The organism is Caloramator sp. CAR-1, assembly GCF_030546345.1.
GTDB lineage: Bacteria > Bacillota > Clostridia > Clostridiales > Caloramatoraceae > Caloramator > Caloramator australicus.
In genome coordinates, this window is the sequence record NZ_JAUONW010000022.1 from 105,998 (window position 1) to 121,259 (window position 15,262).

The 15,262-nt window shown below is 30.8% G+C and carries 15 protein-coding genes and 1 CRISPR repeat array; all 15 genes read right to left on the reverse strand.

The features are described from left to right. Positions 1–14 precede the first annotated feature (14 nt). Positions 15–1,493 (reverse strand): hypothetical protein, encoded by a 1,479-nt coding sequence (locus tag Q3V94_RS07190; RefSeq protein ID WP_303526412.1) that lies wholly within the window; start codon positions 1,491–1,493, stop codon positions 15–17. Positions 1,494–1,762: 269 nt separating this feature from the next. After that, positions 1,763–2,125 (reverse strand): hypothetical protein, encoded by a 363-nt coding sequence (locus Q3V94_RS07195; protein WP_303526414.1) that lies wholly within the window; start codon positions 2,123–2,125, stop codon positions 1,763–1,765. A gap of 13 nt (positions 2,126–2,138) precedes the next feature. Further along, on the reverse strand, positions 2,139–3,008 hold the full coding sequence (locus tag Q3V94_RS07200) for an RAMP superfamily CRISPR-associated protein (RefSeq protein WP_303526416.1): 870 nt from the start codon (positions 3,006–3,008) through the stop codon (positions 2,139–2,141). Further along, entirely contained in the window at positions 2,992–3,783 is a 792-nt protein-coding gene (gene csx7 / locus Q3V94_RS07205; RefSeq protein ID WP_303526419.1) for a CRISPR-associated RAMP protein Csx7, read from the reverse strand. Before csx7 (Q3V94_RS07205) ends, Q3V94_RS07200 begins: the two co-directional genes overlap by 17 nt. Then, positions 3,776–4,519 carry a CRISPR-associated RAMP protein Csx7 gene (gene csx7, locus Q3V94_RS07210; RefSeq protein ID WP_303526423.1) on the reverse strand — a complete coding sequence of 248 codons (744 nt, stop codon included), beginning with the start codon at positions 4,517–4,519 and terminating at the stop codon, positions 3,776–3,778. The genes csx7 (Q3V94_RS07205) and csx7 (Q3V94_RS07210) overlap by 8 nt, the downstream gene beginning before the upstream one ends. A gap of 37 nt (positions 4,520–4,556) precedes the next feature. Next, positions 4,557–4,892 carry a hypothetical protein gene (locus tag Q3V94_RS07215; RefSeq protein ID WP_303526425.1) on the reverse strand — a complete coding sequence of 112 codons (336 nt, stop codon included), beginning with the start codon at positions 4,890–4,892 and terminating at the stop codon, positions 4,557–4,559. Further along, positions 4,892–6,025, reverse strand: a complete 1,134-nt coding sequence (locus tag Q3V94_RS07220) for a hypothetical protein (RefSeq protein WP_303526426.1) — start codon at positions 6,023–6,025, stop codon at positions 4,892–4,894. Before Q3V94_RS07220 ends, Q3V94_RS07215 begins: the two co-directional genes overlap by 1 nt. Next, positions 6,022–6,552, reverse strand: coding sequence for an RAMP superfamily CRISPR-associated protein (locus Q3V94_RS07225; protein WP_303526428.1), 531 nt, complete (start codon positions 6,550–6,552; stop codon positions 6,022–6,024). Before Q3V94_RS07225 ends, Q3V94_RS07220 begins: the two co-directional genes overlap by 4 nt. Positions 6,553–6,557: 5 nt before the next feature. Further along, complete coding sequence (locus tag Q3V94_RS07230; protein ID WP_303526431.1) at positions 6,558–8,288, reverse strand: hypothetical protein; 1,731 nt, start codon at positions 8,286–8,288, stop codon at positions 6,558–6,560. A gap of 33 nt (positions 8,289–8,321) precedes the next feature. Further along, positions 8,322–9,437, reverse strand: a complete 1,116-nt coding sequence (locus Q3V94_RS07235; protein ID WP_303526434.1) for a putative CRISPR-associated protein — start codon at positions 9,435–9,437, stop codon at positions 8,322–8,324. A 114-nt stretch (positions 9,438–9,551) separates the two neighbouring features. Continuing rightward, positions 9,552–10,328: an ADP-ribosylglycohydrolase family protein gene (locus tag Q3V94_RS07240; protein ID WP_303526436.1), complete on the reverse strand. Its 777-nt coding sequence runs from the start codon at positions 10,326–10,328 to the stop codon at positions 9,552–9,554. Positions 10,329–10,351: 23 nt separating this feature from the next. After that, a CRISPR array of direct repeats spans positions 10,352–11,836; the repeat unit is 30 nt; unit sequence GTTTCAATCCCTCATAGGTAGGCTAAGAAC. A 147-nt stretch (positions 11,837–11,983) separates the two neighbouring features. Next, positions 11,984–12,469 (reverse strand): hypothetical protein, encoded by a 486-nt coding sequence (locus Q3V94_RS07245; RefSeq protein ID WP_008908382.1) that lies wholly within the window; start codon positions 12,467–12,469, stop codon positions 11,984–11,986. 11 nt (positions 12,470–12,480) lie between these two features. Then, positions 12,481–13,074 (reverse strand): DnaJ domain-containing protein, encoded by a 594-nt coding sequence (locus Q3V94_RS07250; RefSeq protein WP_008908383.1) that lies wholly within the window; start codon positions 13,072–13,074, stop codon positions 12,481–12,483. Beyond that, complete coding sequence (locus Q3V94_RS07255) at positions 13,040–13,870, reverse strand: DUF5685 family protein (protein ID WP_008908384.1); 831 nt, start codon at positions 13,868–13,870, stop codon at positions 13,040–13,042. The genes Q3V94_RS07250 and Q3V94_RS07255 overlap by 35 nt, the downstream gene beginning before the upstream one ends. A gap of 73 nt (positions 13,871–13,943) precedes the next feature. After that, the gene (gene csx2 / locus Q3V94_RS07260) at positions 13,944–15,239 is read right to left on the reverse strand and encodes a TIGR02221 family CRISPR-associated protein (protein WP_008908385.1); all 1,296 of its coding nucleotides are present in this window, start codon (positions 15,237–15,239) and stop codon (positions 13,944–13,946) included. Positions 15,240–15,262 lie beyond the last annotated feature (23 nt).

Genomic DNA, 15,262 nt, shown 5'->3' on the forward strand with positions numbered 1-15,262 from the left:
ATCCCCACCCCCTTTTATACCACTCTTTTTCTTATATTAAGATATACAGCCAAATCTAATGTGTCTAAAATATATTTTTTTGATTCCTTATCTTTGTATTTATCCCTATATTTTTCTAACAAATTTATAGCCTTGTCATATTGACCAATAGTTATATAAAGCCTAGCAAACCTTTCTTCTATAAAATCCCTTTGCATAGATTTATTTTCTTTCCAATTTAATTTCAATGATAATTCATAACATTTTTTGGATTTATTTATATATGAATTCAGCTTATCTATATCTTTACAATTTATGTCTATCAAATACCAATAAATCATAAAATACAAAAGCCCTAATCTATATAGCAAATCAATCGCTTCAATTTTCCAATTATCATATGTCTTCATTATATCTTCATGAGTAATTTTATCTATAACTTCATTTATATCTTGTTCATATTGATCCTTAAAACATTCTTCTAAATACTCTTTTGCATAACATAGTCCTTGTTTAGGATCGATATGGTTTTTAGAAAACAAATTTGTGTTTAACAAATTACCTTGTAATCTCCTTTTAACATTACTCCAGAAAGATTTTAAAGCTTCTTGATAAAATTTGGATATATTGTATAGCGAATTTATATATTCATATTTACATCTTTTCTTCTCATCTTCCGATAGTTCTCTCCATAAATTTATAACTTTTCTCAAATAGTCTATACCTTCCATTTGTCTTTTAAAGACTTCATCAGTATCTACCACAATTTTCCCATAGCATTCTAGCATAAGGTATCCTAATCTATACCACTCTTTAATTCTTGTATCATCAAGTTTTAATGCATCTTTAAAATATCTTTCAGCTTTATTAAAATAAGTAAGAAGATCCTCGGTTGATTCTAATTTAAACTTTCTATTATTAATAGCATCTTGTAAATAATGATAATTAATATAAGCTATGTTAGACAAATATCTCGCCTTATTCTCCTTATCAATTTCAATACACCTTTTAAATATAAATTCAGCTTCTTCCCTTAACTTTTTCTTTTCTTTAAGTATTTTTTCCTTCTTTTTTATATTATTTAAACACTCCTTATCAGCATCACTTAAGTATGATAATTTTGATATAGCAAACCCTATCATAGATAAAATTTCATGATTATTCCAATATTTGCTTCTATCTATATTTTCAATTGGCTTAAATTTGTTATATATTCCTTCCCAATTATTTTGAGCAAACATACTTCCTATATCATCTTCATCTTTTTTCAAATCATTTTTATTCATATTATTTAAAACAGCTAGCCAGCCATTATTATCAAGTAAAATAATATTAGGCATAAATTCTTCTTTTTTTATTTTACCTTCGCTTATTAAGTAATAATATAGTGATTTAGAAAATAAAGTAGAGTTAAAATATTCTTCATTTTTTAACACAATATTATATCTTATACTTATCCCGTTTGTAGAAATAGCGATATTGTTAACAATAATGGAATATACCTTGCTATCCATATTTTTACCATTATAAAAGGCAAAAGCACGTTTAATATCTTTGGCTGCTAATTTTTGAATCCCTGGAAATTTAGATAACACAATCTCTGTATTTTTTTGATTTAAATAAAATTGGCCTGATTTTAAGTCATGAAATGGGGGAACTTTTAATATTAAATACATAAATCTTCACTTCCTCAAATAAAGTTTCAATTATATCATACTAAAAATAATATTCATATTTTTTTGCACTATTTACAAGAAGAATAAAAGTCGCCAAATGGCGACTTTTATTTGCCTGCAAGTCTTCTTGCCCATCCAAACACATATTTTAATTCCGTCAAGCTTAAATTTTGTAACCTTGGATTTGCTATTTGATAATCACTATATTTCCTTACCATAATATGATTTTCAATAAAATCCTTCAAACCTTGTTTTACCTGCTTCCCTCCACCTAAAATAGATATATTTTTGTCATCCTTCAAAAGACTTAGCAGCTTCAAAAATTTCTGTTTTCTTTCTGTTTCATCTTCTGAGCTGTTTTCTGCTATTTCTATAAGATTTAATATATGGTCAAAAAAATTAGAATATTGCTTTCTTTGGGTGAAACTCACCATGGATTCTGCTTCCTTTAATAATTTTTTCTTATCCATCCAACCACCAACCTTAATAAGTTCTTATGTTACCATTCTGTGTCCAATCTGAAACTCTTTTAGCATTGTTATAACTTAATATAGTCTTCAGCCTATCTATGTTTTTTCTAATATTAGCATCGGATTCATTATAGTATTGATTGGCATATTTTTTATATTTGTCTTGTTCATCGGAGTCTCTGACCAAAAATTTAACACTCCCATAATATGCAGGTTTCCCGTATCCTATTTTAGGTTGAATATCGCCGTTAAGTCCTAAAGAATAACAAAGTAGCTTTAATTGCTTTTGAGTTAAACCATTATAATAAACCTCTCCTTCAAATTCAGCGCCTTCCTTTGCAAATTCAAAAAATATTGTGCCTTTTTCGCAAATTGATGAAATTCCATGATAATAAAATTTATATCCTTTATATTTTCCGTTTAACAAATAAAACTTTTCTTCAATATGAGGTGCATATAAATTAGGCAATCCAATGATATCCATACTCCCTTTTGTCATTTTAAAATCACTAAATATTACTTTGCTTTTCCTGCCCATACTTCCAAATGTCTTGCATATTATACAATCCTTCAAACGATCATTTGTCTTACCATCTGGTAATTTATTATATCGAACCTGTTTACCCGGTTGATAACAGCTATAGGATATTGCTTCTGCTATGCTTCTTACACATCCCTTTATACTGCTTCCCGGAATAGTAACCTCACCGTTTATCCTTAAAATTTTTTTGTAAATCTTCCCATTATGTTCATCTATTTTACCCGAAGATATATGAACCGGGGTCAAAACCTTAATTTTTAATTTTATTATACCCTCTAAGTTTCCATCTTCGTTATACGGCTTATAATCCAAAAAGGGAACAAAACTATATGGCTTGCTCATTCAAATCGCCCTTTCTTAATTCATTATCATTTAACTGGATATTCCTTAAAAGTCCATCCAATTCATCTAAACTATTTATTTCTCTTTCTATATAAAATCCTTTATCCGCATAATTATTGTTTGATAATCCTTTATTATAATACCTTAATTTAATGTTAAATTCCTTAACTTCCATACGTCCAAATCCCTTTGAAGTTAATCCTCCAAAAGTTACAAAGCCATTATTAATATCCTTAAACACCTCAACAAGTGTTTTTATATGCCATTTAAAAAAGTTTTGCAGCCTTATTTCCCCTTTAAACTCCGCATCCTCTACATATTCCATGTTAAATAAAGCTCCTTGTTTTGCCGCACCAGATATCCTTTCTATAGCAACCGAAGTCCTTGAACCTATAAAGTATTTTCCAACAGGATAAGCATCCGAAAATAACACCCTGCTTTTCAAAGCCGTAGAACCAAACATTTTGCAGGCAGGACAGCTTAATTTATACCTTTCGGTTCCATTCTTATTTTTCATGTCACTTTGGTTTAAACAAGCTCCTGAAAACAAGTTACAGCTATTAGGCAGTAATTTTTCTGCCCTCGACCTAAAAACTCCCTTAATACTAGTTCCAGGCATAAATGGAATTACTTGTCCATCTTTATGAACAGTTATGAAAGTATTATCCTCTTTAGTAGGATCTAATCCTTCCTCCTTGCCTGACCTTATAAAAAGAGGACTTTTAGTCTTTAAAGTATAAGTTATAATCGCTTCATTATATATCTTTTTAAACATTTTGCCACCTCATTTCCTCAGAAGGTCCGTTTAAAAGATATTTCTTTAAATTTTTATCCGTTATTTTATAAACCTTATAATCCTTAAGCTGAACATCCCCAAGTCCTGCTGAAGTTTTTCCGCCTATTTTAATCTCACCCTTTGCTAAAAGGTTTATAATTAACTTTAAAATATCCTCATACGCTTCTTCTAAATTGTCTATCGTCATATAAAAGTTAAATTTTGAACCGGGTGATACATATTCAAAATCATATTTTTTCCCATCCGCTGCTGTTAATGTATCCCTATCGATTGCAACGCCATCCCTTTTACCTGTATAAATTTTTTCAATTGGGACCGCATCGCTTATATGAATTTTAGATGCAAAATACTTAGAACCAAATATTTTACATACTGTGCACATATTATCATAGATTTTTTCTGCAAAATCCTTTTCATTCTTTGAATCCTTTTTAAGTGCTTCCAATTTTTTATCGCTTAAACATTCCTCATTTACAATAAAACAAGAACTAAACCTTTCGTCATATCCGCTGTTTAAAATCCTTTCTATATAAGACCTTAAAACTCCCTTAAGGGAACTTCCCGGTATAAAAGGTTCACCATTTTTATATCTTACAACGCTGTTGTCAACAGCATTGGGGGTAAACTCATCCTCCCCTCCTCCGATATGTAAAGGAGTGTTATTTACCAAAATCCCTGTAACTATATATTTATTCACAAATTTATCGTGCAACATCTAATCATCCCCTTTTTTGAGTTATTATTCTTTTTTCTTAACCCTCTAACCCTCTTTTTAACCAATACAAATATCCAAAGAAAAGACTTATATTTTTAATGGCTTCCTTGTCATCCTTTGATACATTTTTTATTTCTCTAATTTTATTTATTATAAAATCTCCAAATTTTTGCTTTGAATTTGGCAAAGTTTTTTCCCATCCATTTCCCTTACCGGTCTTATACTTTATAAAAAGCTCTATCTCCTCATAACAATCAGCATTTAAAACCATCGCCGATAAGCTTTTAATATTTGTACTTCCAATATCTTTATTATTTAAAAAATTTGTCTTTCTTACTTCTTCCACCTTCTGAAGAATTTGCTTTTTTTCCATCACCTTACACCTCCACAATAAACCTCATATTTGCCAAAACCGTTATTGTTTTCTAAACCAAAAAATGGATTTTTGAAAAAATCATCATAAATTTTGTCTAAATCATTATTAGTCTTCAAAACAAAAACACTTCCCTTTAAAACATGTATAATTGCCCTTTCCCTTTTGTCTTCTTTATTTTGAGATGTGTCATAACCTCTATAATTTATAGTTTCTAAATACGCCACATCTATATCGTAATCGCTGCCAATATTTAATAGATCCTTCCACAAATTTTTATATTCCTCCGTTGAATAATATTTATCATTTATTTCAAAATCCAGCTTACAGTCCGAAACTAACTTTAATGCAAAATAAGTTTTATCTTCTTTTTTATTTTTATACCTTTCATTAAACCTTTTAATTTTCATTTTTACATTTTCCTTATTATCCTTTTCCTTTTCTTCACCTATTGAAAGCTTTGCCATTCCAAAACCCGAAGATATATAACTTCCAACCCTTATATTTTCAAATAGCTTTAGCTCTTCCTTTGTAATGCCATCAATATAGCCTTCAAATTTACATTCTAAAGAATCATTAACCCTTTTCGTTGCAACAATAGGAATCAAAGAAAACAAATTTCCTTCCTTTGCTGTTTTTGTATAGGTATTAATTGCAGTCCTTGTAAAAACCTTTTTATAGGGCCTAAATATTTTGTTATCCCTTACAAGCCCGGATATAAACTCAACCCTATTATTTCCCTCTGGACATAATTTGCATTTGGCTTCATCCGTCAAAACATCTACAAACCTATGTTCATCATTATTTTTGCATTTCATCGCTGTCAATGGAAGCACATCAGTTCCAGTTGGATAGAAAAATGAAAACTTTATATCTTTAAACTTTTTGCAAACGGATAAAAAATCACAGTTTTTGCATCCATTTCCATTTCTAAAATAAACCCAATTTCTTTTTTGCTGGCCTTCAACTTCAACAATATCATTCTTAAATTCTTTACAATTGTTTAAAATCGTTCTTGCAAAAGCTGCCCGCATAACATCCCCTGCAATGTAATCTGCCCCTTCTATGTAATTGCTCGAGAGCTTTTTAGTCCCGACTAACAAAGGCGATAAAAATTCAGCAATAATTCTCATGCCTTCACCTCCCTTATATCCACTTTACATCTTCCGCATCCCCTACTTTTTGAGCCTCCAATAAAATCAATCATTTTGAAGGCCATAATAAGTTCTTCCAAATCTATTTCTTCATCAATATAGGCCTCAACTTTACCCTTATATATTCCAATATCTGCGGTCTCAAAGGAATATAACGCTTTATCCTTCGATACTTTTCTAAATCTGTCTATAGCAACTCCATATCTAACATTAGTTCCTTTTTCTTCTTCGGGAAGTAGATCAGTGAAATAAATTTTTGAAGGACAATAGCCTTTACTTCCAAAGAGTCTACTAACCAATTCTTCTACCTTGTCTTCATTTAATTTACTTTTAAGAATCATCAAAAGATTATCCCTAACCTTACCTTTTAAAGTTGAACCTGGGATAAAGGGCTTGTTATTCATTTTTACGGTTGCTTTATCTATCATTTCCCCTTCTATGTTACCTGAAGAAATGATAAAAGGAGTCTTTATTTCAATCACAATCTCATAAACCTTCTTAACCATACCAATCACCACCTTACATAATCCCATAACATACAAATATCAGCCCATGGTGAATATACTCCATTAACTAAACCTGTAAAGGTTCTCCCTCTAAACATTTCAGTCACGATTTTGTTTAATTCCTTTATTGTTCTGGCATTTTGATATAGATAAAATAGTTCAAATTCTTCCCTTTCCATAGTCTCAGAAGCATACCTTAGTTTATACAACTGGCTCTTTTGAATGCTTTTCTCCTTCATTTTTCTTATTGCTTCATAATAACTTGCAAGCTCATTTACCGTGGCAGGGAATAATCCTTCCTTGATATAATCAAAATCTATAAAGCTGTTTCCCTCTAATATCTCAATATCAACGGTTCCTGCAGGATTTTTTAAATTTTTAGCCTTTTTCTTTGCATTCTTAAGCAAATTTTGTGCGATATCAGACATATTCCCTATAGGGGTATTGAATTTTGCAATGCAAACTCCAATAGACATTGTTATATTATTTTTAAAGCTTCCATCAAATTTTTCTATTATTTTTTTTGAAACCTCAAGAGCATAAACAGCAGGCACTATAACAAATATGTCATCCCCACCTAGAGCAATTATTTCAAACCTTATATCATCCTTCATAACTTCTGCAAAGGATTCATAAACTGACTTTTTTGTTATGTAGTCCAATGTCCTGCTAAAATACATCATCTCAAAAGGATTATTTATATTCATAACATAATTACCCATGTTGTTTCCATCGCCATAAATAACTGCAACATATCCTCTATCGTCTTTTAAATCTTCCAAAGTCTTAACCGATTTAGCCTCTTTGTTTGTAAAGCTTTTAAACTCATTTGCAAAATTACTCTTATCCTTACCAACTCTATTTTTTCTTAAGCATGAAGGACATACAGGAACTTGTCCATCAGGCGAACTTATTAAATATTTAGCATCTCTTATTGCACAAAGATCACATACCACACCATTTTCCCTTAAAGTATTTGCCTTAAGACTAATCTTATTGCCGTTTATATTTAGCTCCTCTAGTTGGCTATCAGGATTTATAGGATAAATTTTTATTTTTTTTCTCCATTCCAACTTTCTGTTTAATTCTCCCGATATTCTTTTATAATCATAAAAAAATGTGTTCAAATCGGTAGTTTCCCATTCAAAGGCATTCATAGCAGTAAGAGCAATATTGGTATACTCTTCTTCAAGCCTTTTACAAACATCCTTGCCTTTACCTTCAGGTAAAACAATATATACATTGCCTCCTCCTGCATAAATTACGCATTCCTCTATAAATTTTTCACCTACAATATTTAAAGTAACATCTATGTTAAGATACTCTATTATTTCACTTGCCCCTCTTATATCTTTTATCTTTTTATTCTCTAAGAAATATTTCTTTATCTTATATATAGAACCTTTGATCACATCGATTTTTATATCTTTAAAAAGCTGACTTTGGATGCCATTTAAGCCGTCTATAATAAATTTTTTTATATCATCCGCTTCATCTGAGAAAAAGCTCATATAAGCCTTTTTTCTATCAAAATTTGATTTATCCATCGTCTTTAAATAAGAAATTAAAACATATATCTTAGCCGCATCGGCAACAGAAGGCTTATTCTCTTTTATATTCTTTTCGTTCCATACTACGTCTTCGTAACTTTTAAGATGATAATAAATATTTTTTAAATCCGAAAAATCATTTATCCTTTTATACGAATCATCAATCTTTGCAGGATAAAAAGCCATATTATTTCTACCTCCTAAAAAGCAAATATTTAATCAATCATCGTCTTCAAAATAAAGTTTTTCAAAACATGTATAATTTGACTTAAATATTCCCTTATTACCAAGTTCCCTCATATACTCATCATGGTCAGGGACAATTTCACATACCCATGGAATTTCTCCTTTAAGATAATAAAATATTCTTTCACTTGTAGCAGGCATCTTAAACACCTTACAATCCGTAATAGAAGTATCAAAATTAGTGTGGATATAATTATTTCTTATATCTTCCTTCAATAATTTTTTAAGAAGTGATAATATTTTTTCTCTATCTGTTCTATCCGAAATACGATTTAAGAATTTCATAGCCTGCTTTGATAAATAAATGAATTCCTTATCATTAACCGCTCTATATTTTCTATATAACATTAACCCAATCCCTGACAGCGTTACATACCCACCATCATGTATTAATAATGAATTAAAATCTCCCCTTATTGCAAAATCAATTCCTTGAAAAAACTCTTCCTCCTTTAAAGCACCTTCTTTACATAGTCGATCAAATCTTTCTTCATTTTCTTTTATCAAATCATAATTGAATTCTAAAGGTATTGGAGGAAGTTCTATCAAATTATCGGTGTTTTCAAATATGTAGGCAATTTTTTTGTTGTAAATCATGCCTAAAATAGTCAAATATGGGACAACACCTTTGTATCCTCCAGTTGGATTAAATATTATTTCTGCATAGGGATTTTGTTCGATGATTTCAAGAATTTTTTCGATGAGATTTTTGATTCCTTCCCGTTCGAACTTTACCGAATCGTTTACCACAAGATTTGTAATAGATAAGACTTTAGATGTTGCATTAAATGTAACTTCGAAGTATTCAGAAAGTATGTCTCCTGCAAGCCTTGATTCCCTTGTATCTGTAACTATGAAGTATAGGATATCATCATCTGCTACTCCTATTTTATTTAAGCTCTTTATTTCAGCAGATATCTTATCTTTATCTTGTTGACTTTTAATGATGCTCCAAACATAACTTTTTATCTTTTCTTCTTTTTCATCATTTTGAGTATAACTTCTATAAAGCTCTTGAAAATTTTTATCTTCTTTCATAATATTTGTAAAAATAGATGTCCCTACAGTAGAAAAGATTATCTTCCCCATAAAAACCACCACCCAATTTTATCCATATATTTATTTTTCTACATAATAACCAAAAATCCTTCTAAAATATCTAAATTTTAACTAAAATATATTTTAAACAAAATATAATTCATATTATTTTGCACCATTTAATAAGTTATAAAAGCTCTCTATTGTGTTGATCATATCACTGTCAAGCCTTTTATAAGCCTCCATCTTTAAATCTTCAGATATAGAACCGTAATATGCCTCTGCTATTCCTCCTGTTATGCAAGCAATAGTATCGCTATCTCCCCCTATTGAAATTGCATTTCTTATAGCATCTTCAAAATCTTCAGATTCAAGAAATGCCCTTATAGCCTGAGGAACTGACCCTTGACAGCTAACATCAAACCTATACCATGTTCTAACGCTATCTAAAGGTTCATCCAAATAATAATTAAATCTTTTTTCTATTTCCTCTTTAATTTTTTCCTTTGTTGCACCTTTTCTTGCCAAAAATATAGCCAAAGCTGTAGCCTGAGCTCCTTTAATTCCTTCAGGATGGTTATGGGTAACTTTTGCACTTTCTTGAGCCATTTTTAAGACATCTTCTTCACTGTCATAATAAAATCCTACTGGACTAACTCTCATAGCTGAACCATTTCCAAAGCTGTTATAAGGTTTAAATCCATCTGATAATCCCCAACTTATAAATTTACTTCCATAACCCGCATCGGGATATTTTCTAAACCATTCCTTATATGTAACATCGAAGGGCTTTTTATTTAATAATGCATCCATAGTAGCAACTGTTAGAACAGTATCATCTGTAAAATGCGAATATTGATTAAAAAGCTTAAAGTCCTTTGTCTTCTTATTATGGAATTCAAATCTCGAACCTACAATATCACCAATAATAGCTCCCAGCACAAAACCATCTCCTCTTAAAAAAATAAAAAATCCCTCATAGGTAGGCTAAGAACATTTGCATTGTCATAAATGGATTAGGTTCTTCAAGCAAGTTTCAATCCCTCATAGGTAGGCTAAGAACGGTGCTAAAATTAAAGCGTAAGTTGAAAAAAAAACGTTTCAATCCCTCATAGGTAGGCTAAGAACTAAGAAATGTGTGAGGGGGGAATGAAAATGGGAGTGTTTCAATCCCTCATAGGTAGGCTAAGAACGATGGGGAATGTAAAGTTATATGAAGTAGATGACTGTTTCAATCCCTCATAGGTAGGCTAAGAACAAAAAACCCTTTCCCATACCTAGCAATTTTAAAAGATGATTGTTTCAATCCCTCATAGGTAGGCTAAGAACCGTAACAGGACACACCAGAAAAGCAAAAGGAATTGTGTTTCAATCCCTCATAGGTAGGCTAAGAACCAACTGGAACTTTATTTTGTCTATCCTTTATCGCTGTTTCAATCCCTCATAGGTAGGCTAAGAACTTATAGTTATAAAGGCGCTTAAAAATGCATTCAGTGTTTCAATCCCTCATAGGTAGGCTAAGAACACCTCCACCACATAATACACAAGAGCCAAGCACCAGAGCGTTTCAATCCCTCATAGGTAGGCTAAGAACTTTAAACGTTGGCCTTCTTTCTTTTATGAGATTTATGTTTCAATCCCTCATAGGTAGGCTAAGAACCTTGAATCCTTTGTTTTATTTCTTCAAGTTTTCCTAGTTTCAATCCCTCATAGGTAGGCTAAGAACAATATATAAAGGATTTATTAGACCTAAACAAGTTCTGTTTCAATCCCTCATAGGTAGGCTAAGAACGGGGAAGAACAGATTTATCAAATACTGATTGACAGTTTCAATCCCTCATAGGTAGGCTAAGAACCTTTCTTTGAATAGCTTCATAAAAAAATCCTGGTGTAGTTTCAATCCCTCATAGGTAGGCTAAGAACGGAAAGACGGCGACGAAGTAGGAGAAAAAATAGTGTTTCAATCCCTCATAGGTAGGCTAAGAACTTTGTTATTGTTATGCAACTACTCCACCCATCTTTAGTTTCAATCCCTCATAGGTAGGCTAAGAACATAAAATGGCTTGAACATGTAAAACATAATGTAGCTGTTTCAATCCCTCATAGGTAGGCTAAGAACTGAATACTGTAATGAAAATGACAAAGTTTTCTATTATCGTTTCAATCCCTCATAGGTAGGCTAAGAACATGTTTGAAGGAAGATATCAAAATATAGGAAATATAAGTTTCAATCCCTCATAGGTAGGCTAAGAACGTGTAGCAGGTTATTAAATACAAATGAAAAAGTCTGTTTCAATCCCTCATAGGTAGGCTAAGAACTTAGTAAGGCTGCAAGCAATAAAAGACGTTTTAGAGTTTCAATCCCTCATAGGTAGGCTAAGAACTGATCCATTGATAATTAGAGCTATTACAACATATTGGTTTCAATCCCTCATAGGTAGGCTAAGAACCCCGTTCAATGCTTATTATAACTGGGTTTGAAAATTTTGTCAATTTTGAATTTTTTGTTAACAAAATCTTCAAACCCTTGAGAATGCTCATTTTCTTTTGTCGTCGATCCCCAGCACTTTTTGCAGGATTGGAGGTCGACGACAAATTCAAAAAATCCTCCTAACTATGAAAAATACAAACTTTGTAAAGGCATAATCATAAAAATAGAAACCTAATTCAAAAATTAACAAAACAATTATAAAAATCGGTAAATTTGTAGATGAAAAGTTTTGATATAGAAATATTTTCCCAAAAATCAACATAGCAAAAAGGCTTAAATTAAAATAAGCATACTTTAAAGCCCAACTGTATTTTCTTTTCTCTGCTAATGATTTTATTATCGGATAAAAAGAAATAGGAATAAATACAAGTTTATAATATAAATTCGGAATAAGCAAAAATGAAAGGATATCAGTTGCTACTATAGCTAAAATTCCGCCCTTTATCCCTGAAACTATTACTGAAATAGCAAGCAAAAAACTTGCAATAGCTAAAAAGGACAGCTTACTTTTAGTAAATGCACCAAAGTATAAAATAGCTACCGTAAGAGCTATAATTAGTCCATTATAGGTCAAATTTCTTGTTCTATCCATAATATCCCACCCTAGCAGCAGGATAATAAATCCCCACCACAGCATTCACAAAGACAATCAGCACAATAAAGATACGCACATATTTCACAGCAATCATCCGTTGTATTTCTTGGTGGTGAATAATATTGGCTATTGTTCATCCTATATGTATTATTTAGCCTGTTTAAAGCGTCTTTATACTCCTGATTATATGGATTCATTTCAACAGCTCTTTTTATGTAACTATACCCTTGAGAATAGTTGCCCTTGTTTATATATACAATCCCCATGAGATAATACCATTCATCATTTCTCGTATTTATCTTGTTTAGCTCCCTTTCAGCATTGTAAAAATCCTGCTTCATTATATATTCTCTAACGATTTGAAATGTTGAATCATTAGAATAGGAATAACTACCCGAGTTAAAATTACCTTGTCCATGATTTTTAAGTAAAAACTCATAGGCCTCATTAATTTCTCTTAGTTTTTCCTCTGCCAGCTCCCTTAAAGGATTATCTTGATATTTATCAGGGTGATATTTTTTAACAAGTTCTCTATAGGCTTTTTTAATATCGTCTATTGAAGCGTTTCTACTTACACCTAAAACTTCGTATGGATCCTTCATTTTTATTTTCCCCCTTTAAAACAGTTTCAGTTTTATCTGCTAGTCCTAAATAAATAATATTGTCTAAAAGCCCCTTATTCTTTTTTATTTCCATAATTTCATAAGCCTTAGTTAGGTTATCAAGGTAACTATAAAGTGCAAACCTTACAGCATCAATATCCAATTTATCTTTTAAAGGATTATATATACCCTTTTTAATATCCTCCTTTAAATCATCTAAAGCATCTATAACATAAATCCATCTCCCAAGGTTATATCCAAAATATTTAAGGGCTATTTTTCTCTTATCATCAAAAACATCAAAGATCTCCTCTAAGACCTTTCCAAAATAATGGCTCAAAATATCTAAGTCTGATGAGTTTTCCTTTTCAAGTTTAAATATTTCATGAAGATATTTATCTATGTTTTTTAATTTCTCCTTTATAGAACTACTATAATTTGCTTTTATAAGCTTTGAAGCTAAATAATAAATTATATTATTGTTATCCTTATAATTATCCATTAGCTTTCTGTTTACCAAAAAGACATTTAAAAAGGCTGCATATTCTATATATTCATTTAGATAGAAATTTACCTTTCTAAATTTGTATGGGCAGAAATTTCTCAATGGAATTTGCCTTTCATGTTCTATGGAAGATAGAAACAAAGCTAAAAAGGCCATATCATAATTTAAAAAATATTTAGTCGGATAATTAATTTTACCTATACTTTTACATATCCCACAATAATATCCTTTAAAAATATCAAATTCTTTTATTTTTAGCTCATTCTTTAAAGGGACAACATACCCGAACATATTTCACCTTCTTTTGAAGCATATAATTATATTTTACGACATCTTTTAATAAAAAACAAAAGCCCCAAAGGGCCTATTTATCTGATATTATTTTTTTAAAATTATCATATAAATTTTTAATCTCCCTCTTAAAATCGCTAATCTTTTTTACATTGTCAGTATATCCAAAATGGTTTAAATCATTTCTTATTCCCTTTATACTTTGATAAAAATCTGCAAAATCTTTATCGATTTTATCGACCAATTCGGCTATCTTTTCTTCATACTCCTTATCAATCTTCCAAGTGTCCCTTGGTCTATTTAAAGCCTTTATATTAAGAGCTTTTGCAACTATCTCCTCTCTGTGAATAGAATTAGTTTCATCCAATCCAAATCTTTGGCAAACATATGTAATAGCAGCTTCATCTAATGCAGTATAAGCTTGTTCAATCAAATCATTTTCTATGCACCATCCAACAGTTGCAATGCCTATGTGTAAATTGTCCCGCGAGTCAAAGTTCTTTGTCCTTTTCTCTATTTTATCAAATAAAGGAAGTAGCATTTGTAAAGGTCCCTTTGAGCATCTATCCTTAACATCCATCAAATTGTTTTTCATATTTTGATATGCTGAATAAATTGACTTTTCCGCTCCAAAACCTTCTATGAATTTTCCTCTACAAGTTAAAATCGCGCTTGTGAAATTGTTTAATGAATTAGCAAAATTCCTTACTGCTATTGCATCAGGATCCCTTTGAATCAACTTTTCCCTTAAGCTTATATTTGCAACATCGCTTATATGCTTTGCATTGCCGTATTTCAAAAATGCATTAACTGCATAGGACCATTCAAGTATTGAATCGAAATTAGTAAGATCAAAAACAGGCACTATAAATTCCGAATCCCTGTTTTTGTTAAGTTCAAATGCCCCATAATATATTCCTAATATTTTTATATCCTTAACAACCTTTGCATAGTTTAAAACAGTTAGAGCAAGCATTGGTAAAGATCTAAATCCGTGGGTTATATCAAATATTACCTCGTCCCCTTCTTCTATTTCATCGAATATGCATCTAAAAATCTGCCATATTTCCTCTTCATTCTTTCCTTCTGGTATATCTTTGTCCAAAATTGTAAAGCCATATCCTTCATCCTTTAAAGATTCTAATTTGGTCTTTAATCTTCTTGTTGATATTAGCTCGTTATTCCAATTTAATTTTCTTGCATCCTCCGTTAAAAATATAATCACCTTATCTTCCTTATCCCAATCCTTACAAAAATACCTTGTTAAAAATTCCTGAATATATGATGTTTTAAATGTAAAATCCCCCAAGTTATATATGGTTTCTTGGTAATCGTTTGTTCCAAGAATGCTAATAAACTTTTTACCCATAAAACCACCCCTAAACTCGATAT

Bases quoted from the DNA above. Each gene is read 5' to 3' on its own strand.
- Q3V94_RS07230 (WP_303526431.1), bottom strand. From the start codon at position 8,288: ATGGCTTTTTATCCTGCAAAGATTGATGATTCGTATAAAAGGATAAAT.
- csx7 (WP_303526423.1), bottom strand. From the start codon at position 4,519: ATGTTGCACGATAAATTTGTGAATAAATATATAGTTACAGGGATTTTG.
- Q3V94_RS07220 (WP_303526426.1), bottom strand. From the start codon at position 6,025: ATGAGAATTATTGCTGAATTTTTATCGCCTTTGTTAGTCGGGACTAAA.
- Q3V94_RS07190 (WP_303526412.1), bottom strand. From the start codon at position 1,493: ATGGATAGCAAGGTATATTCCATTATTGTTAACAATATCGCTATTTCT.
- Q3V94_RS07235 (WP_303526434.1), bottom strand. From the start codon at position 9,437: ATGGGGAAGATAATCTTTTCTACTGTAGGGACATCTATTTTTACAAAT.
- Q3V94_RS07200 (WP_303526416.1), bottom strand. From the start codon at position 3,008: ATGAGCAAGCCATATAGTTTTGTTCCCTTTTTGGATTATAAGCCGTAT.
- Q3V94_RS07245 (WP_008908382.1), bottom strand. From the start codon at position 12,469: ATGGATAGAACAAGAAATTTGACCTATAATGGACTAATTATAGCTCTT.
- Q3V94_RS07225 (WP_303526428.1), bottom strand. From the start codon at position 6,552: ATGGTTAAGAAGGTTTATGAGATTGTGATTGAAATAAAGACTCCTTTT.
- Q3V94_RS07215 (WP_303526425.1), bottom strand. From the start codon at position 4,892: ATGGAAAAAAAGCAAATTCTTCAGAAGGTGGAAGAAGTAAGAAAGACA.
- csx7 (WP_303526419.1), bottom strand. From the start codon at position 3,783: ATGTTTAAAAAGATATATAATGAAGCGATTATAACTTATACTTTAAAG.
- Q3V94_RS07255 (WP_008908384.1), bottom strand. From the start codon at position 13,870: ATGTTCGGGTATGTTGTCCCTTTAAAGAATGAGCTAAAAATAAAAGAA.
- csx2 (WP_008908385.1), bottom strand. From the start codon at position 15,239: ATGGGTAAAAAGTTTATTAGCATTCTTGGAACAAACGATTACCAAGAA.
- Q3V94_RS07250 (WP_008908383.1), bottom strand. From the start codon at position 13,074: ATGAAGGATCCATACGAAGTTTTAGGTGTAAGTAGAAACGCTTCAATA.
- Q3V94_RS07195 (WP_303526414.1), bottom strand. From the start codon at position 2,125: ATGGATAAGAAAAAATTATTAAAGGAAGCAGAATCCATGGTGAGTTTC.